Source organism: Bacillus sp. JJ1521 (assembly GCF_036965165.1).
Taxonomy (GTDB): Bacteria; Bacillota; Bacilli; order Bacillales; family Bacillaceae_L; genus Ferdinandcohnia.
In genome coordinates this window covers 18,483-40,127 of sequence record NZ_JBALOX010000034.1, presented here as the reverse complement: position 1 = coordinate 40,127, position 21,645 = coordinate 18,483, and the positions used below count along the sequence as shown (strand labels likewise).

The window sequence follows — 21,645 nt, the reverse complement described above, 5'->3', positions numbered from 1 at the left end:
TGAACGGCAATGATGCAACGATTGAATGTCCTTCATCAGCGGGATGAAGGACTGAACGGCAGTAATGCAACGATCGAATGTCCTTCATCGGTTGCTTTGAATCTTAGAGGCATTCGGGCGTAATAAGTCGTATAGATTTTGTTCTCAGTGAGAATTAAAAAACCGTATAAAGAATCCCCTCTTCATACGGTCACGATAAATACTTAAGCTTCCACTAATTCTCTTTGTAACATGGTTCCGGTTTGGGCAAAGTTTGTATGCCATGAGAATGCTTTTTCTAATACATGCGGTGTCTGACCGCCTCTTGTTAGTGCCTCTTCGTAATAGTCACGAAGCTGTTGTTTGTACATAGGGTGTGCACAGTTCTCGATTAATAATTCTACGCGTTCTCTTGGTGCAAGCCCTCGTAAGTCTGCATATCCTTGCTCTGTTACAATAACATCAACATCATGTTCTGTGTGGTCTACATGAGATACAAATGGTACGATACTTGAAATGTCCCCGCGTTTGGCAATTGACTTTGTAACAAAAATCGCAAGGCGTGCGTTACGAGCAAAGTCACCGGAACCACCGATTCCATTCATCATTTTTGTGCCTAATACATGTGTCGAATTCACGTTACCGTATATATCTAACTCTAGTGCCGTGTTAATGGAAATGAGTCCGAGACGGCGAATGATTTCAGGATGATTTGAAATTTCCTGTGGTCTCATGATCAAACGATCACGATACTCGTCAAAGTTTGCAAATACCTTTTTCATTTTTTCTTCTGATAGAGTGATGGAACAGCAGGAAGCAAAGTTCACTTTACCAGCATCCATTAAGTCGAATACCGCATCCTGTAGTACTTCAGAGTAAACCTCTAAATCTGTAAACTCAGAATCAAGCATACCGTGAAGAACTGCATTTGCCACAGAGCCGATACCAGATTGTAATGGCGCAAGCTTCTCCGTTAAACGGCCCGCTTCAACTTCTTTACGTAAAAATGTTAATAGATGCTGTGCCATGATTTCTGTTTCTTCATCTGGTGGCACGATTGTCGATGGAGAATCTGTTTGGTCTGTAAACACGATACCTTTGATTTTTTCAACATCCACTTTAATTCCAGGTAGACCAATTCTGTCATCTGATTTTGATAATGGAATCGGATCTCTTTCTCCCTGCTTTCCAGGTGCATATAAATCGTGAACTCCCTCAAGCTCTGTTGTTTGTGCAAGATTAATTTCAACAATGATTGATTTTGCATGCTGTGCAAACGTTAAAGAGTTCCCGATTGAAGTTGTTGGAATAATTAAGCCATCCTCTTTTATCGCAACCGCTTCCAAAATTGCAACGTCGACATCCATTACTTTTGAACGAATTAATTCTGATGTATGTGATAAATGCTGGTCTACAAATAAGAAATCCCCTTCATTAATTCCATTTCTCATAGTTGGATCAGCCTGAAATGGTAAGCGCTTTCCTAAAATGCCTGCTTCCGCAAATAATTTATCAACATCAGAACCCAATGATGCTCCTGTATATACGTTTACTTTTAAAGGTTCGATCTCAGCGCGTTTTACAAGTGCAATTGGAACCGCTTTCACATCACCCGCACGTGTAAAGCCACTAAGTCCCAACGTCATACCGTTTTGAATCCATTCTGCCGCTTCTTCCGGTGTTACAACACGGCCATGCAGACGGGTATCCTTAATGCGATCTAGTTTGTTATTCATTTCTCCCATCCCCCTTATGAAATTGAATATTAAGATAATTTTACCTAATATCTCCATATGAACAGGGATTTCAGGAGCAAAGAACAATAAATTCAGATAAAAAAGAAGAACAAATCCCCAAAGCAGAAGATTTGTTCTTTTTCCAGCAAGACATATCAAATACGCCTTGGTGTATTTGCGCCGAGATTTTTTAGGCCCATACGGAATGGGTCACAAAGACGTTGCCACAGGATGTGGCGTTCTTAGTCTTTGATCTTAAGCGAAAAGTTTCCTTTGAAAATCTGTGGCATCCGCCGGAGGCTTCTAACTTTTATTCGGGCTTTACTGAATAAAAGTTAGAAACCCAACAGTTTTCGAAAATAACTGGAATAGTTTTGGCTGACCGGGACCCTTGCGCCATTTTTCATTTCGAGTACGAACGTCGAATGAGTATCAGGATGGATTTCTTTTATTTGATGGACATTCACGATAAACGAGCGATGGCATCGAATAAAAAAGTCCTTTGGTAATGTATATTCGAATTCCTGTAGCGAGTATTTATGTGTTCCGGAAAAGCCATTTGTGTACACATGGGTCTTCTTATCCTTCGCCTCGAGATACAGACAGTCAGAAAATGGGATGGGAACCCAGCCATCCGGAGATTTCACGGTTACTACCGATTTTCCATCGGTTAATGCAGGGTAGATCGCTGTTACGCATCCTTCTAGCTCATTACCATGAAAAAAGGGTACTGCCATTCCATGATAGGGAATGCCAAATACATCCCGATTAATAAATTCAGAGGCTTTTTGTTTGGAGGTAATCGCTTTATAGGCAATGGTCCCTTCTTTTACTTCATCACCAGGTTTTATTTTTAAATCAATTCGTTTACTCGGTCGAAAATAAATATATTCCTTTGTATTGGAGACCGCTATTGAAATTTCGTCTGAAAACAATTCCCCAATCACATCTAAGAGAGAGCCAATTGTTATATCCTTCACACGTCAACATCCTTTGTTGGTTAAATCTAGAATTCCTATTCTATTTTACAAGTAATTATAAGATAAAACATTAACTTCTTAATTAAAGGGTTTAAAAGTGTTTTTTATTGTATATGAAGTATAATGGTAATAACAACATTTTAGGAGGATTACATATGTACCATACACTTGAAGAATTTTTACAGGACTGGAATCATGAAAGTGACGGAACACAAAAAATTCTAGAAGCTTTAACAGATGATTCATTATCACAAGCTGTTGCACCTGGCCATCGTACATTAGGTGAGCTTACATGGCATGTTGTGACTTCACTTCATCTATTTCTTTCAAGCGCAGGACTAGAGTTTGAAGGTGCAAATGGCGAAGAAGTACCTACTAGTGCTAAGGAAATGGCAGATAGCTATCGCACAACAAGTGAGAACTTAGTTTCTGCAATCAAGGCACAATGGAATGATGAATCATTGAAAGAAATAAAAGACGTGTTTGGTCATCAAATGCCTGCTGCTATGGTACTTGGAATGATGATTACCCACCAAATCCACCACCGGGGTCAAATGACAATCTTAATGCGTCAGGCTGGATTGAAGGTACCTGGCGTTTACGGTCCTTCAAAAGAGGAATGGGGAGCTTAATTCATAGCACAAAAGGGGCCATTTTTTAGTCGGCTCCTTTTTATTGCCTTAAACAAAATTTTAGTTGACATAATATTTTTCAATCAAACGTTTGTTTAGCGGTCTATCCCTTGGCGCCCAAAGGTTTCAATTTTCATTCATACGTTTGTTTGAATTTTTGCTTACAAAAAAAACGGCGTTTATGCCTTTTTCAAACAAACACTTGTTTAAACCACATCCCTTGCCACACAAGGGTTTCCGTCTTCAATCAAACGTTTGTTTGAACCGCCCATTTCATTATGCGACTGCTTTTTCTTTCCTCGTAAACATCCATTTTAAAAAACTTGGAACGATTAAAATGATGAATAATAGACGAATGAGTTGTAACGAACTTACCACCGCTGGATCTGCTCCGATAGCTGTCGCCGTTAACACCATCTCAACTAGCCCTCCTGGTGATAGGCTTAGGATCGCAGTCGGTAAATCTAAATCTGAGAAAATAGCAAAAATATAACCGAACCCAAAAGAGATTGCCACTAAAAAAATGGTCAACACAAAATAAACCCCACAATACTTTCCACCAATCTTTAAGTCTCTCAAATTGATATTATTCCCCATTCTCATCCCAACTGTAATTTGAGCAAGAATAAGAAACCACGGTGGAATACTTAGCAACCCAACCCCTAGTACACCGAGAAATGCTGTGACCGCAAGGGGGCCAATGACGTAAGCTGCCGGTAGTTTATTTCGGAGGAGCCACCCTGCTATAAAGGCCAAGCCAAACCATAGATATGCGTAAACCGGCACATTGCTGATATTCTTTGTTATAGCATATGAATTTCCTGCACCCGCGATAAACCAATGGGTCACAATGAATGGAACCATAAATACGACCGTTAACAAACGAACCGTTTGAAAAATGGTCACCATTGCTGAATTGGCTTTTAGTGAATGGCTTGCTGCTACCATTTCAGAAAGTCCACCTGGAATAGAGCCGAACACACTTGTCATCGGATCAATTTTTATAAACCGGGTCACAAAAAAACTATTGACCACACTAACTGTTAGTAGCAAAATGGTCGTTATTAAAAACGGGATGATATATGGTAATACCGTAATAAAAGTTTCCTTAGTAAAAGATAATCCAAAATAGATTCCTAGTGTTGCAAGCCCAACGTTATACAACCGTGCTGACACAATCAATTTTCGATGGGTAATCGTTTTGTATAAAATCATAAATGCCATTGGTCCGAGAACCCAGGGAATCGGAAAATGGAGGAAATAAAACAGCACTCCCCCAATTCCCGCAACTAAATAGGACTCTATTAACCCTCTGTTCTGAGAAAATTTCATTATATGTTCGACCTTTCACTTTAATCTCTCTACTTTTAATGTATGCAGGATAACTTCCTCATTTGCAGAATATATTCTCTATGAAAAGGAGGAGATCCCACATGGAAAATTTTAATTTCTCGCATACCATCCGTGTCAGATATTCTGAAATCGATGGGCAAAAAATTGTTTTTAATGCGCATTATCTTACATATTTAGATATCGGCTTCACCGAGTATTTGCGCGAAATCTTAGGTCCTGATTGGCTTAAAAATCCACATTCTTCCCAATTTGAACCGGTCCTTGTTAAAAGTACAATTGAGTACAAAAAACCAGCATTACTTGATGACCTTATTAATGTCTATGTTCGGGTAAAAAAATTAGGTAATTCCAGCCTTACTCTTACTAACATCATAACACGAGACGATGACGTTCTGCTTGAGGCAGAAACAATACAAGTAAATTACAATAATGTTACAAAAACGTCGGCACCTATACCTTTTGACATAAAAAATAGAATACTAGAGTTCGAAGGTATATAGGCAGAAAACAAGGCGCTATTTAACATATTATTTTAAGCAAATGTTGTTTAGCGCCTTTTCTTTACACTCCAAAGGGATATCCATATTAATCTAGCATTAGTTCAATAATGCAATCCCATACCTCTATTCTCCTAATGGACCTGAATGCCTTCTAACCCTACTTTAGTAGGATAAAACCTCCACAAATCCATCAAAAATATTTCTTATATTACAATTATTTTTCGACATAAAATGTAGTTACTTTATTACCATCCTTGATTTTACTAGGGTTTAAAACATTACAATTATAACAAAATGTAACAATTTCGCGACAAATGGAGAAATTCATAGAAATATATGATAATATAGGAAAGTAAATAACTACGTAATAGGCTAAGTAGATTAGTAAGAAAGTAGGAATTATTTTGAAAAAGACACTCGTAACTTTAAGTGCCACATTAATGCTAAGTGCATTTTCTCCATACGCAATACAAACTAGCGCAAATACATTGAGTTCACTTCAAGGTGATCTTTCAGAAACACAAAATGCATTAAAAGAATTAAATTCGCAAATTGCAAAAGTAGACCAAGCAATTGAAGAAAATAAAAAAATGATTGCTCAAACAGAAGCTGAAATCAAAAAGTCTGAAGAGCAAGTACATACTCTTCAAGCTGAGATTGACCAACTAAATAAAGAAATTGAAGCTCGTAATGAGATTCTTAAAGAGCGTGCTCGCATGATGCAGGAATCTGGTGGAACAATCAGCTACCTGGATGTAATTTTTGGTGCACAAAACTTCTCTGATTTTATCAACCGTGTTAGTGCAGTATCCACAATTATGCAAGCTGATCAAAAAATAATTGACGATCAAGCACAAGCTATCAATCTAGTAAAAGAAAAACAAGACACCATTCAAGAAACACTAACCGCATTACAAGATAAAAAAGAAGAATTGGTAGCCATGCAGGGTCAAATTGAAGACCAAAAAGTTCAAAACGATGCAGCAAAAGCAGCTCTTAAATCTAAAGAACAAAAAACCTTAGCTGATATTGAAGAAGTTCGTGCAAGTATGTTAGCTGCAACACCTGCAGTTAGCACTACTACAGCAACAGTTGCTTCTACATCTACTGCAACTGCAACTACTTCTGCTTCTGTTGCTGCAGTGCCAACTTCAACACCAAAGGTGTCGGGTTCAATCAGCACAGTTATTAATGCTGGGTATAAATACATTGGAAACTCCGTATATGTATTTGGTGCTGGAAGAAGTGCCTCTGATATTGCAAACGGACGTTTTGACTGCTCAGGCTTTATTCACTGGGCATTTGCACAAGCTGGCGTTAGTGTCGGTTCTAGCACAAGTGCATTAAGAACCCAAGGTACTGCTGTTTCAGTTAGTGATATGAAACCTGGAGACCTCGTATTCTTTAATACGTATAAAACAGACGGCCATGTTGGAATTTACATTGGCGGCGGTAAATTTATTGGTTCTCAAAGTTCAACAGGTGTTGCCATTGCTGATATGAATAGTAAATACTGGAGTGACGCATTTACCGGTCACGTAAGACGTATTATGTAATAGAAAGACTCTTCGAAAGCATCTTCATCACGAAGATGCTTTTTTTGTTGAATATTTTTTGTAATCTCCCCTGACGACTCGCAAATTGTCTTCATTTAATTTATTATAGGAAGGTAAGCTATCATACTGGAGTGACACATTTTGGAGACAAAAAAAGCGTTACCTATTTTATTTGCCGTTATGTTTTTGGTTTATGTCGGGTTCGGAATCATTATTCCTGTTATACCCTTTTATGCAGAAGACCTTGGTGCTTCACCAACTGAATTAGGACTACTCATGGCTGTCTATTCCTTAATGCAATTCTTGTTTGCACCTATGTGGGGAAGAATTTCCGATCGGATTGGACGTAAGCCTGTTATGATGATTGGTATTTTTGGTCTTGCCGTTTCATTCTTTTTAATGGCCTTATCTACAGATCTATGGATGCTTTTTGCAGCTAGAATCATTGGGGGCTTCCTTTCAGCCGCAAATATGCCAACCGTGATGGCGTATGCTGCTGATATTACGTCTGAGGAAGACCGTGGTAAAGGAATGGGAGTCATTGGTGCATCGATTGGTCTAGGATTTATTTTCGGACCAGCGATTGGGGGTATTTTTTCAAAAACTGACTTACAGATGCCTTTTTACATAGCAGGAACCTTATCCTTATTTACTTTTTTCCTAGTAATGTTGGTTCTTAAAGAATCATTGTCAAAAGAGGAACGACACCATACAGGAAGAAAAAGAACAGGTCTCTTAAAAGCACTTAACGGTCCGGAATCCGTTCTATTTTTCCTTTCTCTATTTATCACATTATCCCTATCAGGGCTGGAGGCTACTTTTGCCTACTTTGCCGCTGAAAAAGCCGGATTAGGGACAACGGAACTTGGTTATATTTTTATGATCATGGGACTAGCTGGAGCGATTGTTCAAGGTGGGCTAGTTGGTAGATTGACCAAACGCTTTGGTGAAGGCTTTGTCATTCAAATTGGAATTTTCGTGTCGGCCTTAGGTTTCCTCCTTATTTTATTTACGAAGGATTTCCCTACAGCTGCGATTTACTTGACCATTTTTGGTGTCGGTAATGGTATCATTCGTCCTGCAGTTTCAGCTTTATTAACAAAGCGTTCCAAAACTGGACATGGAAGTGTCACAGGATTATTGTCTTCCTTCGATTCACTCGGAAGAATCCTTGGGCCTATTTTAGGCGGCATGCTCTACTCGGTTTCAATGGGTTTACCTTATGTCTCAGGTATATTCCTGTCGGCCGTCGCGTTTATTCTATTTAAAATCTATACAGTGAAAACAAACTAAGGGTAGCAATTTATGCTACCCTTTCTCTTTCTAAAGTTGATACCTACTCAACATATCATTCAATTCTTTATTTAAATTGTTTAATTGCTCTGCGGATTTTGCTACCTGCCCTATTGCATGGCTTTGTTCATCAATCGAAGAACTTATCTCCTCAGCTGATGCTGCTGTTTCCTCAAACACGCCAGATGTATTTTGAATTCCGTCATTTATCAGTAGACTTTGATTAGTAATGTTATCAATTTCACCGTTAAGAATCATTAGGGCGGAAACTGTTTCAGTAATTGAATGTGATAATTGATTAAACTTATCCTCCGTTTCCATTACATCGTCATTTAATTTATTCGAAGAGATCATTGTCTGTTTAACTATTTCAACTGTTTTTTCTGTTTCGGTTGCAATAGTTGATACTACCCCTCTAACCTGATACGTGGCTTGTTTAGATTGCTCAGCCAGCTTTCTTATTTCATTTGCAACTACGGAAAATCCTTTTCCATGCTCACCTGCTCTAGCCGCCTCAATACTTGCATTTAATGCAAGTAAATTAGTTTCAGCTGCAATACTCTCAATCGTCTCCATAATATGGTGAATCTCTTGTGTCTTGTTATAGAGGCTTATAATTCCAGTATTAATTTGCTCTGATGCGGTTAAAGAATCAGCATTTGATTGTCTCAAAGATGCAACAATTTCAGTTCCTTCAGTAGATAGCTGCTGTGATTTATTAGTCACTGTCCTGATAATATTACTCTGTTGATTCATTGAACCAATTGATTGAGTTAGTGTTTCTACACTTTGATTAATGTTCTCAAAATCAAAGGCTTGCTCTTGCGTACCTTTAGAAATTTCCGATATAGCAGTACCGATTTCATCGCTACTTGCTAGCGTTTGTTCAGATACCGCCGAAAGCTCAGTAGCAGAGTCTAGTAGATAAGAGCTTGTGTTTTTTACATTTTCCAATAATTGACGTAATTGAAAGGACATTGTATTATATGCTTTCGCAAGTTGACCTATTTCATCCTTTGATTCTACCAAATTAGTAACATGAAGCTTCCCATCTGCAATATTTATAGATGCAGTCGTAACTTCTTTTAATAATGCCATCTTTTTTCTCATTGCTATATAAAATACTGCTATACTTATCATAATAATAACAAGGGTACCTATTAAAATAATCGTTTTAACAATTGACAACCCTTCAAAAAATTCATCTTCATAAACAGTTAAGCCTATATACCAATCCCAAGGTTCAAAATGCTCCATATACGTGATTTTTTTCCTTGTGACTCCTAGTTCATTATTAAAATCATCAAAATATACATAACGATCTTCTATATTCTTTTCGAGTGAACCTTTAACCATCAGTTCACGATTCGTTGTATTTTCTGGAATATCTCCAACTGGATTGCTAGGGTGAACTTGAGAAGAATAATTTGCATCATAACCCAGGATATACCCTTCTCCTTTATATAGAAAATGAGATTTCTTATAGTCATGCTCCCCATTTTCAAGCTTTGGCCCACTCAATAGGATTCTAGCTTCTTCCTTGCCCTCATCTAAGGTCAGGTCACCTTTTTCTATCTGTTGATTAATCGCTTCCAATGTTGCAAACGCGCTATTAACGATGTGGTACAGTTCCTGTTTTCCGGCTTTTATTAATTGATCTTTAGCTATATAATAGCTAGTTACTCCAATTATGGAAACGGAAACAACAATAATAACAGTCAATAAAGCCATCATTTTAATCGTGATGCTATGCCGCCAGTTTTTCACAACTTTTCCCCCTATGGTATGATTCCAATTCTATATATCGACACTTTACCACACAATTTGATATTTTTCGATATTTTTTTATACTCAAAAAATTGTCGAAATCCGACCTCTTGGTCCAATAAAAAGAACCACAGGGACAGCCCTGTGGCTCTGGTAATAACTTATTGTCTGGCTAAAGCTTCTCCAAGAAATCTTGCAAGCTCAAGCATTCCATATTTACTTGCTTTTGCTTCGGCATCCGAATTGTAGTTTGTGTTTGTATTAACATCGTAAGTGAAAACCTCACCAACAGCATTCTTCACAAATTCTATGCCAGCTACATCGATTTTTACAGCTTTTAGAAAGGCTTCATAACGCGCTATCAATTCTGTGTCAACATCTTCTACGATTTCAAATTTAGGACGTACCTCTACCTCTTCCCCTACAGGACAAAACAGATCTCCAATCTGGCAAGCATCAGCTGGGCATAACTCAAAACCTTCTGAAGTATCAACACGTACAGAATACACATATTTACCGCCAACAAATTCGGCTCTTGTAATATAGGATTCTGATGATTGGATATACTCTTGAATGAGCGTAATCCCGTCGACAGGCTCTTCAAATGAGGGACTATTCACATATGCTTTTAACGATTCCACAGATTGAAATAATTGAACGCCAAGACCTTTTCCTGCCCGATTATGTTTTGTGATAAAAGGCGCTTTCCCTAGTTTTTCAGCTGCTTCAATGATCTTTTCATGCCCCACTGCCCCAATCGTTTTCGGAGTGCGAATCCCATTTGCTTCAAGTGCTGTGTATTGCTTTATTTTACTAAGTTCTAAACGCAATGCATTACTCCCATTAAAAACAGTACGATTATGGAACTCTAACCAGTCTAAAATTCCACCTGTCAATTCGGGAGCAAAGCGGTGATCTCTTGTGTGCGAGGAGGCACTCATGCGATTATAAAACACACCTTTTGGTGGCTCAGATGTTAAATCAATAATCCCTTTATCAAGATGCCAACCCTCATATGGAAGCTGCAACTCATCTAAACGTTTTGTTAAATGAACAGTCCACTCCTCATTTTCGTGAATAATGTATATTTTCTTAGACATCATACGCCTCCTCAATTCCTATTAATCTCATTTGTTTTATCATATTTGAATAATTAAAGAAGTGCAATCAAAAAGGACGGTAGAAACAGTTCATTGTTGGATCCAAGATTCATCTTCCCCTTCCAGAATCGCCAATTAAAAACATATGGTGGGACACAATACTTGTCCACATGTTACAATTTATTCGGAAACGCTCTCAAGTATAAGGAGGAATGGAATTGAATAAAACAAAGCAGATTGTCGAAAAATCATTAGATGCGTTAATGAAGGATGACACATTTATTCCTGAATTAACTGGGGAAACCCGGGAGCAAGCCTTTACCTCATTAGCCTCCATATTATCAACTCCGAATCATGTACATAAGTCTTTTTTAAGAATCCCGTTAGAAAATGGTCAGGTGGTTCGAATTCCAGCCTACCGCGTTCAGCATAACAATGCGCTAGGTCCCTACAAAGGTGGAGTTCGTTTTCATGAAACAGTAAATGAGGATGAAGTGATTAATCTTGCATCCCTGATGACATTAAAAAATGCTCTTCATGATGTTCCTTTTGGTGGTGGAAAAGGTGGGCTTGTTGTTAATCCGCGAACATTATCTGAAAAAGAACTTCATTTGATTTGTCAAAAATATGTTCGTTATTTTGCCGATAGTCTCGGCCCAGATAAAGATATCCCTGCACCAGATGTTGGTTCAGGTGAACGCGAGATGGACTGGATGATGGCTGAATACAAAAGTATCCGTCCTGGCACGCCATATCGTGGTAGCTTTACAGGAAAAAGCGTGGTCAATGGTGGTTCATTAGGAAGACGCGAAGCAACTGGGAAAGGTGTATATTTTACCTTCCGTTATTTGTTTCATGATTTTCTTCAGAACCAAAAAAACGTTCTCACTCAATCTGGTAATACTTTTGCAAAAATAGTTGCGGAATATGAAAATAAACCGATGAAGCTTGCTGTTCAGGGCTTTGGAAATGTTGGTTCGGTCACCTCTTTAGAAGCGTATCAGTGCTCTTATCTGCAAAATAAAGTTGTGGCGGTGAGCGACCGGAATGTCACGTTATTTAATGAGGACGGATTAATTATTCCATCTCTCGTGGAATACACAAAAGGAAACAAAGGAGATCTTCCAGTATCAGACGAGGAGCTGGCTATTGCAGGAGTGAAGGCGGAAATCTTAGATCGTGACGCGATTCTATACCTCGAAGTGGATGCTCTCATTCTGGCTGCTTTAGAGGACCAAATTCGTACAGATAATATGGAAAAAATTAAAGCCCCGATTATTGTCGAAGGTGCGAATGCCCCTATTACAAAGGATGCTGATGATTTCTTAAGTAATAAAGGTGTCCTCATTGTACCGGACATTCTTGCAAATGCAGGTGGGGTTATCGTTTCTTACTTAGAGTGGTTGCAAGGTCGTGAAACTCAATTTTATACCGAGGAAGAAGTTTTTAGTCAGCTGTTTAAGAAAATGAAAGGTACTTTGGACTCTATATTACCAGCATTCTTCGGTGATACTTTCACGTTAAGACAAAATTGTTATATTCATTCTGTGATGAGACTCTCGACTGTCTTGCATCGCCAGGGGAAATTGTACTAAGGAAAGTTAAAGCGGCAGCCTGATTGGCTGCCGCATTTTTTGATGAAGGACTTTTCGGAAATACTATACCCGCTAAACAGTCTTCATCCAGCCGAGATATCTAGTACACCTAGTTCACCCAACTAAAATGCACCTGATCCCCCTCCGCCTCCACCAGTTCCACCGCCACTGCTGCTGCTAGAGCTGCTGCCGCTTCCAATGGACTCATTCGCAGAATTGAATTCGGCGGATGCGCTTGGTCCGACATCTCCAAATGAGTAAATCGAATATGGGTAAAACCCGGCAGAATCATTGAAATAAGCTGGGGCAAGTGCAGATAATAGATCCTCATTCTGCCTCTTCATTCCCTTATCCCCCATGCCAAGCCCGTAAATATATGCCCGCATCTGGTCATCCTCGGACCATTTTTTCCATTCATCTGGCGTCAAAGCCTTATAACTTGACTTAAACAACAACCATTCATGGTAAATCCGCAGACCCTCCATATTTTTCGGACGGTAGGCAATCAAGTAAACAATGATTCCGCCAAACAAAATCAAGGTTAATACAAACCATGCAAATAACCCATACATTGGGAACATAAATAAAAATGGAACGAGCACAATGCTCAATAAACCAAGAAATAATTTGAACTTTGACTTATCCTCATAGAAGTTGCGTTCCTTTACTTCGTTTCGAACAGCCTCCCCCCATTTTATTTGGAAGCCTGAGTATTTTTCAGAGTTCTTTTTGTTTTTTGAATAGGCTTTTAGATCCGAGAAACTAAACTCGCCATTTTGACCAATCTTTTCAAATAACCACTCTATTAAAATGCTTTCATGTGGTAGAACTCCCGCCTTATTCACGAGCTGAAACCTTTCTTCTGAAACTTGTTTGACCATCTTTTTCCTCACCAAATCAAGTAGCGCAGCTGCCATCGATTGTCCTGGTGGAAGATAGTTATGGTTGGTAAAGAATATAGTTGCCGGCATGCTTAGCTCCTGTTTAGGAAGTGATCCTGGATTTGTCATTTCGCGTTTTACTGCTGCGACCTTTGCTCTTTCTGCCATCCGATTTCGAGCAACTAATACCAAAAAGAGTAATGTAAATAACGGAACTAACACCATCGCTACCTTGGAAAGAGCATCTCTTTTCTCTGCTCTGTCCTTTGCTTTTGCAAGCAGTTCGTTTTTGTCATTTATAATTTCTTCTTTCATTGACTTTTCAGCGGTCACATAGGTCGCCCCAGAAAACAAACTAACATCATAGGCAGTGCGAATATCACCATTTGTTTCACTTGGAACCTCTCCAAAATGAAAAACAACAGATCCATTCGACTGAACCATTTCCTTTTGAAATGCCTCATCATAGCCGAACGCAATCACATTCCTTGTCGATTGTGGTGGATGAACTGTGATTACTAAATTTTCATAGGTTGATTCATTTCGATTATCAAAAAATGGCCAATAAAATTGTGCAACATCCTGATAGATTTCCACGCCTTTCTCAATCGTGTAAGTAAGTGTGACTGTAATGGTCTCATCCTTACCCTTACGATGGATTTTATAAAGGTCGTCTTCCTTTTCAACTCGCAATACTTTCCCATTTTCAGAAGCCGAAAAGTCCTTTATCGAGCTTCCCTTTTTCGGAATGACAGTTCGAGTAATCCCGTTAAAATTACCATCAAATTCGTATGTATGGGCTTCGGTAACGTTAACAGTTCCATCGTCTTGCAAGTACGCATCCGTTTTCACATCATTGATCCAATAATCGACTGCAAACCCTTGAATCGGAAAAACAAATAAAAATACTAATAAAAAAATAAGGCCACCAATCTTCCCTCGCATATCCGATCCCTCCTTCATACTTATATATACGAATAAAGGTCCAATCAGGTTTCAAACTAAAACATGATATACTACTTTAAAAAGGAGAAAACAAATGCCTGATATAAAAATTGTCTTTCTTGATATAGATGGAACGATTTTACGACCAGATGATACGATTCAAGAATCAACAAAAAATGCAGTTTCCCTGCTTAAGGAAAAAGGAATTGAGGTGTTTCTAGCTACGGGTAGACCCCTCCATGAAATTACAGATATTGGTGATGAGCTTTCGATTTCATCCTATATCGCATACAATGGGGCATTTGCCATACATCGCGACGAAACTCTCTTTAACGAACCCCTCCCATCTAGTTTAGTCGACAACCTTTTAAAAACGACAAAGGAAAATCATTTTGATATTGTCCTGTATACTAAACATAAAAATATTTTCACTAGTATGGAATCAGAGATTGTAAAAGACTTCATAAAGACGTTTCATCTACAAAAGAATGCACTGTACAGCGAAAATCAAAAAGATGAAATTTTAGGCTCAACCATTATCACTACCCAGGAACATGCTGAGAAGAAATTCGAACATATTCATGAAATCCATCTTTCATCTGTAAATGTAGAAGGCATGAAAAACTGTCGCGATGTGATTCGTGAAAAGGTCAACAAAGGAGTTGCTGTTAAAGCCGTGTTGGCAACACTACAACTTTTGCCTGAACAAGCAGCAGCGTTTGGAGATGGAATGAATGATAAAGAAATGCTGTCAACCGTTGGTTCGGGATTTGCAATGGGGAACGCCAATCCTGAATTGTTTTCCTATTCAAAATACAAAACAACAGATGTTGAGAACTCCGGGGTGTACAACGGATTAAAATCGATTGGTTTGGTAGATTAAAAAAAGAGCTTGAAGTCAAGCTCTTTTTCATTTCGTAATTGTATGGGATGAGATGATTTCTCCCTCGTCAATCGCATCAAATATTTCAAAAAATCGATAAGCAGGCTTCTCATCTGAATAATTCTGTAACACTTCTTCTAATCTTGGAGAGATTACCTTATGGGCGGCCTGGGCATCATGCTTCGTATCCCAATAGTTTACCACCCTATATTCACCAGAGGAATCATCGAAAAAATAGACATTTCCTCTAAATCCCACTAAGCTTCTACTTATTTTATCAAATTCTTTTGCCAGCTTCTCTGCGATTAATCTCTGTCCCGTTCCTAATGTATATTGAACCAACCTTGCATGAAACATTTGTAACCCTCCTGTTGCCTAATAATTCTTGTTATCTGGGCCTACAAAGTAGAATATGTTAGGCGGGTTCGTTTTGTTCCATTAGAGATTGGAATTCATCATTTAGTGTTTTTCATTATGTACCGCAATCTTCTCAGCTACCTCTTCAGATCTCCAGCCTTTACATACGTCGACCCATTCCTTCGCTTCGGCATATTGGAAAAGCTCGTCACATGTTAATTCGATTGCAGAGTTGATGCTTCCGCAAGCCGGAAACACGGTTGTAAAACGTTTCATTGATTCATCTAAATATACATCTAGATTATTTGCCAGTCCGAATGGGCAAACCCCGCCGATCACATGTCCAGTTTGCTCAACTACTTCTTCTGCAGACAGCATTCTCGCCTTAAAGCCAAAGGTATGGCGGAATTTTTTATTATCAATTTTCGCATCACCCGCCGCCACCACTAAGATGGCTGCATCCCCTTCTCCGCGGAAGGAAAGAGTCTTCGCAATTCGTTCGGGAGCAACACCGATTGTTTCAGCTGCCTGTTCAACTGTTGCACTGACCGTTTCGAACTCCATGACATCCTTTTCACGATTCCATTTTTTAAAATGCTCTTTTACACTCTCTAGCGACATTTCATTCATCCTCTCTTCGAAGTTTATCCTATTAATTTAGCATAAGATTTACAAAAATCAAAAAATGCGCTTAGAGACCCCACTTGGGAATTAATACTTTATTTACAAAATATTAACGTTGTTACATTAATTTATTAATAGGGGACTGATAGTCTATTTATAGGTAATTGGTATTATTTCTCTATTCCTATTTTGAAATGCATCAAGAAAAATAATGTATAGGAGATGGGCTATTAAATGGACATTGTGATAGGAGAAATAGCAAAAGAGAGTTTCATTGTGTCTTCTTCAACAAAATGTGAGGAAGTATATACGATTTTTGAAAAAGAGACCGCCATTGAGGGAATAGTCGTTTGCTCAGACCGACAACCGGTAGGGCTGGTAATGAAAACTCATTTTTTTCAAAGACTCTCCACTAAATATGGATTTGACCTTTTTATGAAACGTACTATCGATTTAGTCATGGACCGAGAAATTTTAATCGTGGACTATCGTTTAACTTTAACGGAAGTAAGTTCTCTTGCAATGAGTCGAAAATTAGAGCATTTATATGATGTTGTGATTGTAACAAAGGAAAAAACTCTATATGGAACCGTTAGCATCCGCGAACTAATTATGAAACTCGCGGAGATTCAGATAAAAAACGCTCGCTACTCGAACCCATTAACCGGATTACCTGGTAATAATGTAATCAAAGAAACCTTGCAAGAGGTCCTAACATATAACAAGTTTAGTGTATTATATATCGATATTGACTCCTTTAAAGCCTTTAACGATACATACGGATTTTCAAAGGGTGACGAATTGATTAAAGAAACGGCGGTAATCCTTACTGAGGCAATCATGACCACAGAAAATGGCCCCTCTTTCATTGGACATATTGGTGGAGACGATTTTATTGCTACCATACCACATCATCATTATCGTGCCATATGCGAAAACATTATTGCACGCTTTACTGACTCAATTAGGAGTTTCTATTCACAGGAGGATATATTAAAAGGATATGTAACTGGAGTAAATAGGCAGGGAGTCTTCGATAAATTACCTTTGGCAAGTATCTCAATAGCAATTGTTCAAAATAAAAATAGAACCATTAAATCACTTGAACAATTAAGCTTGGATTCGGCAAAGGTTAAAAGCTACTGCAAAAAAATAAAATACAGCGTCTATCGTACATTAGACGATTTTGAAGAGGAAACAAAAGAGAAGACTCTTGTTTGAAAACAAGGGCCTTCTCTCTTATAAAGATAACGCTATTTGATGATGCATATTTACTTTAGGCATACTTCCTTGTTGCAGCTTTTGATTTGGTCTGCCAAGTGCAAACCCCTGCCCCATATGAACTCCTATACTTTGCAAAAACTCAAGCTCTTCAGCTGTTTCAATGCCTTCAGCGATAATTTGCGTTCCTACCTGTGTCGCATATTTTACCAAAAGCTTCACTAGGTGCTGGTTCTCTCGATGACAGTGTATTTTCCTTATAAGTGACTTATCAAGCTTAATAAATTCAGGCTTAAGGTATACAAGGGTCTGCAAGCTATTATATCCAGTCCCCGCATCATCTACCGCTATTCGAAAGCCTTGCTCTCGATAATGCTCAATCAATTCTTTAAATTGATTATAATTTTTAACAGACTGCTTTTCTGTTAACTCTAATACAATTTGGTTTGGGGATAGATTATGTTTTTGGAGTAATTCCATTGTGATTCCACTCCGCCAACAAGGATCTGCCAATACCTGTGTTTGAATGTTAAGAAATACAAGCGGATTTCCATAACCCTTTTGGTTTTTCACCTGCTCCGCAAACCGTTCAATCGAAAGATTTCGTAAGAACTGTTCTACCTTAACTACATATGAGCTTTCCCCTACATAATCATAAAATGTATCCGTTGTTGGAAAATGTACTGTGCTTTCAGGTCTGTTCAATATTTCAAAGCCTATAGTAGAACCTTCCTCAAGTGAGAGTATTGGTTGAAACACTGTTTTTACTTTTGATTTATGCATGAGTGTCTTCAGTTCTTCATCTCGTTTATATTCTTGGTATAATGTGCCCCGTTTCTTTTTTAAGAAAGCAAGAAATTGTATCAGATTACGTATATGGTTTGTCTTCATGGGCTCCTACCTTTTGTACAAAATTAACATGCTGCCTATCTCTATTATAAAGTGTGAGCTTTCTTTGGAACGATAAGATTATGTAAACTTTTTGTAAAGAAAAAATGGCTTGGAGATTACTCTAAGCCACTCACTTCTAGTATTCAATCGTAATAATCGGTGTTCCGATTGTTACATCAATTTCATTATTCCCAATGTTTGCTCTCAGACCGATCTGCAGATTAATTTTTTCCTGCTTCGCCGTCATTAACTCCGATTCAAACGTCTTTGAATATGCTGAAACCGAAACAAATTTTTCCTCTTGTAGATGTTCCACTGCCACCGCTTGTGCATCCTCAACAATCTTTTCCGCAATATCGCCCAATTGGTTTTCCTTAGACGACATAACACCTGTTATTGAATAAAAGGTTTTGCTATCCTCGAAGGTTTCGCCAATCCAATTAATCTGCTCCTCGGTAATCTTTGTACCTTTTGCTTCATTTGTAATTGCAATTTCGTACTTTCCACCTGATTTATATGCTTTTAGCTTAATTGACTCTGTAATTCCTTGTTCGTTCTCTTTTTGCCCTTGCCATACATAATGGCTATTTTCTTCTTCAAGGACTTTTTTCCAGTTATATGAATCATGATTACTCATGAATTGGTCAATTTGATTCTTCATATCATTAACATCATTTGCCTGTCCAATATTGCCGCGTGATAAAGCCATCCATGATGCAATTTCAATGTTATTTTGATCTACCAGTATTTTTATATCTTCAAGATCATTTCCCCCGGTAGCTTCATTATTTGAGAAAAACCCCGCTAGTATTCCAACTGATAAGATTAGTGCAATTGATAACTTCATCCGTCTCTCACCTCTTTAACAAGGATAGCCAAGGTTTTTCATATCTATACCTCAAAACTATTATTCTTGTAATATACGGATGCTTGCCTTCATCATCTTTTATTTATATTCTTTACAAGCCCATTACCAATTAAATAGAACGATAGGACCGTAATCGCAATTAAGAAAATCGCACTGAATGGAACGATTTTCACACCCCACATATCATTTAGAATTGTTGAAAGTATCAATGGCCAGGAATCCGAGGTGTTTACGGCATAATATGTACCGGATGCATCATTTTCGAATGAAACACTGATAAAAATGCCAACAACCCCTAGCTGGGCTATGAGAAACAAGGTTCGCCCTAACTCATTCGCAATAAGAGTTATCATTTGTGATTTTATATTTGGATATAAATAACGTCGAGATAAACGAAACGGAGTACCTCCAGCAACAATACCCGCTTCATAAAATGGTTTAGCCCCTATGTCACTCACATATTTGAAAATGACATCCCCTACTCTACCAACCTCTATTAAAGCCAAAATAAGAATAAACCAATATGGTCGGTGCGGCGAGTACAAAAAGAAAGGAATCCCTACAATCATGACAAGAAGAAAAATAGAGGGAATATATGAAAATACTTGATGCCAAACTTTCAAAACCACTTTAAGAAACTGTGAATAAAAGGCACCCATTCCCAAAAAGGCGCCAATCAGCAACCGGATGGCTACCACACTAAAGATCACAAGTAGTGTTTCGCGAGTCCCAATGACAAGCCTGCTTAACAAATCAACACCTTGTCGGTCACTTCCTAATAGGAATTCCTTTGATGGTGGAAACGGAGGCATTACCATTGTTCCATCTTCATATTTAAGATATAAATGCTCTGTTAACTCCTCATCAATAAACGGGAGATACGGACCCACAATAGCCATTAATACAATAAGACTTAAGATCAGTGTTCCAATAGTAAGTGATGGATTCTTCATGCTTCTTTTCCTTTCGGTGATACACTATGACTTATTAATAGAAAAAATAAATTCGAAAGCAGGATAATAAGAGTAAACACTAGCACAAATCCCACTGCACTATTTGTGTTCACATTAAAATTTGTTCCTTCTACAAATCTTTGTGGAGAGGCGATTGCCTTGTAAAAATAAATGGCAGCCCCACGATAGTTTGTTAGAAATTCTACAATAAATAAATTGGATAAGACATACAATGTCATCGTATTGCTGTTTACATTGATTTTCTGCAAGGCGTTCTTCAACATATGCAACACAATCGTTTTATAGTGTGAAATTCCTTTTGACTTTGCAGTTCGGATGTAATCCTTCGTTTCCTCTTCAACAAGACTTGTATATGTAATATTGGCGATCAGAAATAACGGATAAATCGCCAAAAACAGAATACATACAATGATATTTTCTAGTTTTTCATGTCCATATAAATCAACATGTGGAAACAGTCCAATCTCATATAAAAACATGAGTAGAAGTTGGAGCCCAATCATAAAAAAGAGGTCTGGGACGGATAACATAAACCAAGTTATGCCACTTCCTACTCCAAGCTTTTTATTCTTCTTTGTAAAATAATCAAAAACCCCTTTTATGATTCCTAAAAAGAAACCGATAAAAATAGCTGGAATTATTATCAAAAGACTTCTTCCTGAGGTTTTTAACACATGTGACTCAACCGTATCCCCATCAGAATAATCGCCTAAACCATGGTTTTCTTGTAGAAATACAAAAAACTCTTTAATGTTACTAACATGTTGTTCCACACTATAGTCATATACAATTTTTTGTACATCACCATATTTACTAGTTTCATATATGACATCTCGAGGAATAAATATAATAATCAATAGCAGAATGGTTGTCATGCACCACAATGCCAGTTGCTTACATACTATTTTTAGGAATGCAGTTTTCATTGAACTTCTCCGTTTCATTTACAAAAATTAGAAATATAAATAAAGTCTACTAAATTACGAATAGTTTAACAACTATATTGAAATAGTTTTTCCTTTACGCATTTGATTTTGTTTTCTTTTTTCTGTAGAGTCTAAAGAAGATACCTAGGAGGTGTAATAATGAAGTCAATGAATGTTTCGTTTCACAAAGAAGACGCGGTTGAAGCAATGAAAGTCAATATTCTTGATGAAGAGGATTTTAATCGAGTAACGGAAGGTGGCACCCGACACCTATTTGAGCTCGATACGAACATTGGTTTTTTTGTCTTTTTCGATGGTGCAGATGCCGAAGGGAATTTACATTACCTTGCCCTGCAATATGAAGAAGAAAGAGAAGATCCTACATACTGTTTCTCATTTGAACTTAAGGATTTTTATGAATTTATGGCATTGTACCTCAATGACCTCGAATTCTCAGATGAGGAATCGGAGGACGAAGAGCAAGAGTATGGACCAATCCATCACCTTGCCCACCTGCTATACCATATAGTTGAAGACGCAAAGCGATCAATTTAAATCAAATACACTTTGGCGTATTTGCGCCC

General features: G+C 38.0%; 20 protein-coding genes. 8 read left to right on the top strand and 12 right to left on the bottom strand.

Annotation, left to right across the window (positions count from 1 at the left end; translation table 11 throughout):
• Positions 1–203 precede the first annotated feature (203 nt).
• The gene (locus V7147_RS06365; RefSeq protein WP_335367018.1) at positions 204–1,715 is read right to left on the bottom strand and encodes an acetyl-CoA hydrolase/transferase family protein; all 1,512 of its coding nucleotides are present in this window, start codon (positions 1,713–1,715) and stop codon (positions 204–206) included.
• A 335-nt stretch (positions 1,716–2,050) separates the two neighbouring features.
• Positions 2,051–2,695, bottom strand: coding sequence for a LytTR family DNA-binding domain-containing protein (locus tag V7147_RS06360; protein WP_335367017.1), 645 nt, complete (start codon positions 2,693–2,695; stop codon positions 2,051–2,053).
• A 155-nt stretch (positions 2,696–2,850) separates the two neighbouring features.
• Here V7147_RS06360 and V7147_RS06355 point away from each other — a divergent pair, with 155 nt between their 5' ends.
• On the top strand, positions 2,851–3,327 hold the full coding sequence (locus tag V7147_RS06355; protein WP_335367016.1) for a DinB family protein: 477 nt from the start codon (positions 2,851–2,853) through the stop codon (positions 3,325–3,327).
• 276 nt (positions 3,328–3,603) lie between these two features.
• Here V7147_RS06355 and V7147_RS06350 read toward each other — a convergent pair whose 3' ends face one another.
• Positions 3,604–4,659 (bottom strand): AbrB family transcriptional regulator, encoded by a 1,056-nt coding sequence (locus V7147_RS06350; RefSeq protein ID WP_335367015.1) that lies wholly within the window; start codon positions 4,657–4,659, stop codon positions 3,604–3,606.
• Between the two features lie 101 nt (positions 4,660–4,760).
• Here V7147_RS06350 and V7147_RS06345 point away from each other — a divergent pair, with 101 nt between their 5' ends.
• The 3 genes from V7147_RS06345 to V7147_RS06335 all read left to right on the top strand — a co-directional run bounded on the left by V7147_RS06345 (position 4,761) and on the right by V7147_RS06335 (position 8,029).
• A complete protein-coding gene (locus V7147_RS06345) occupies positions 4,761–5,180 on the top strand; it encodes an acyl-CoA thioesterase (RefSeq protein WP_335367014.1) in 420 nt (139 codons plus the stop codon).
• 404 nt (positions 5,181–5,584) lie between these two features.
• On the top strand, positions 5,585–6,736 hold the full coding sequence (locus V7147_RS06340; RefSeq protein ID WP_335367013.1) for a coiled-coil domain-containing protein: 1,152 nt from the start codon (positions 5,585–5,587) through the stop codon (positions 6,734–6,736).
• A gap of 141 nt (positions 6,737–6,877) precedes the next feature.
• Positions 6,878–8,029, top strand: coding sequence for an MFS transporter (locus V7147_RS06335; protein ID WP_335367012.1), 1,152 nt, complete (start codon positions 6,878–6,880; stop codon positions 8,027–8,029).
• 30 nt (positions 8,030–8,059) lie between these two features.
• On the opposite strand, the gene V7147_RS06330 is transcribed toward V7147_RS06335, so the two are convergent.
• Entirely contained in the window at positions 8,060–9,763 is a 1,704-nt protein-coding gene (locus V7147_RS06330; protein WP_438824561.1) for a methyl-accepting chemotaxis protein, read from the bottom strand.
• Between the two features lie 194 nt (positions 9,764–9,957).
• Complete coding sequence (locus V7147_RS06325; protein WP_335367010.1) at positions 9,958–10,896, bottom strand: ATP-grasp domain-containing protein; 939 nt, start codon at positions 10,894–10,896, stop codon at positions 9,958–9,960.
• A 218-nt stretch (positions 10,897–11,114) separates the two neighbouring features.
• On the opposite strand from V7147_RS06325, the gene V7147_RS06320 reads away from it, so the two are divergent.
• Complete coding sequence (locus V7147_RS06320; protein WP_438824558.1) at positions 11,115–12,491, top strand: Glu/Leu/Phe/Val family dehydrogenase; 1,377 nt, start codon at positions 11,115–11,117, stop codon at positions 12,489–12,491.
• Between the two features lie 122 nt (positions 12,492–12,613).
• On the opposite strand, the gene V7147_RS06315 is transcribed toward V7147_RS06320, so the two are convergent.
• Positions 12,614–14,317, bottom strand: a complete 1,704-nt coding sequence (locus V7147_RS06315) for a DUF2207 domain-containing protein (protein WP_335367008.1) — start codon at positions 14,315–14,317, stop codon at positions 12,614–12,616.
• A gap of 94 nt (positions 14,318–14,411) precedes the next feature.
• Between V7147_RS06315 and V7147_RS06310 the strand changes: the two genes are divergently transcribed.
• Complete coding sequence (locus tag V7147_RS06310) at positions 14,412–15,200, top strand: HAD family hydrolase (protein WP_335367007.1); 789 nt, start codon at positions 14,412–14,414, stop codon at positions 15,198–15,200.
• 27 nt (positions 15,201–15,227) lie between these two features.
• On the opposite strand, the gene V7147_RS06305 is transcribed toward V7147_RS06310, so the two are convergent.
• The gene (locus tag V7147_RS06305) at positions 15,228–15,557 is read right to left on the bottom strand and encodes a hypothetical protein (protein ID WP_335367006.1); all 330 of its coding nucleotides are present in this window, start codon (positions 15,555–15,557) and stop codon (positions 15,228–15,230) included.
• Positions 15,558–15,659: 102 nt separating this feature from the next.
• Complete coding sequence (locus V7147_RS06300) at positions 15,660–16,178, bottom strand: YbaK/EbsC family protein (RefSeq protein WP_335367005.1); 519 nt, start codon at positions 16,176–16,178, stop codon at positions 15,660–15,662.
• Positions 16,179–16,415: 237 nt separating this feature from the next.
• Here V7147_RS06300 and V7147_RS06295 point away from each other — a divergent pair, with 237 nt between their 5' ends.
• The gene (locus V7147_RS06295) at positions 16,416–17,402 is read left to right on the top strand and encodes a GGDEF domain-containing protein (protein ID WP_335367004.1); all 987 of its coding nucleotides are present in this window, start codon (positions 16,416–16,418) and stop codon (positions 17,400–17,402) included.
• A gap of 18 nt (positions 17,403–17,420) precedes the next feature.
• Here the strand turns inward: V7147_RS06295 and V7147_RS06290 are convergent, their stop codons facing one another.
• The 4 genes from V7147_RS06290 to V7147_RS06275 form a co-directional block, all read right to left on the bottom strand.
• A complete protein-coding gene (locus tag V7147_RS06290) occupies positions 17,421–18,293 on the bottom strand; it encodes an EAL domain-containing protein (protein ID WP_335367003.1) in 873 nt (290 codons plus the stop codon).
• A gap of 136 nt (positions 18,294–18,429) precedes the next feature.
• Positions 18,430–19,140 (bottom strand): YwmB family TATA-box binding protein, encoded by a 711-nt coding sequence (locus tag V7147_RS06285; RefSeq protein ID WP_335367002.1) that lies wholly within the window; start codon positions 19,138–19,140, stop codon positions 18,430–18,432.
• 92 nt (positions 19,141–19,232) lie between these two features.
• Positions 19,233–20,114 carry an ABC transporter permease gene (locus tag V7147_RS06280; RefSeq protein ID WP_335367001.1) on the bottom strand — a complete coding sequence of 294 codons (882 nt, stop codon included), beginning with the start codon at positions 20,112–20,114 and terminating at the stop codon, positions 19,233–19,235.
• Positions 20,111–21,061, bottom strand: a complete 951-nt coding sequence (locus V7147_RS06275; protein ID WP_335367000.1) for an ABC transporter permease subunit — start codon at positions 21,059–21,061, stop codon at positions 20,111–20,113. Before V7147_RS06275 ends, V7147_RS06280 begins: the two co-directional genes overlap by 4 nt.
• Positions 21,062–21,220: 159 nt before the next feature.
• On the opposite strand from V7147_RS06275, the gene V7147_RS06270 reads away from it, so the two are divergent.
• Positions 21,221–21,616: a cytosolic protein gene (locus V7147_RS06270; protein WP_335366999.1), complete on the top strand. Its 396-nt coding sequence runs from the start codon at positions 21,221–21,223 to the stop codon at positions 21,614–21,616.
• Positions 21,617–21,645: the final 29 nt, after the last annotated feature.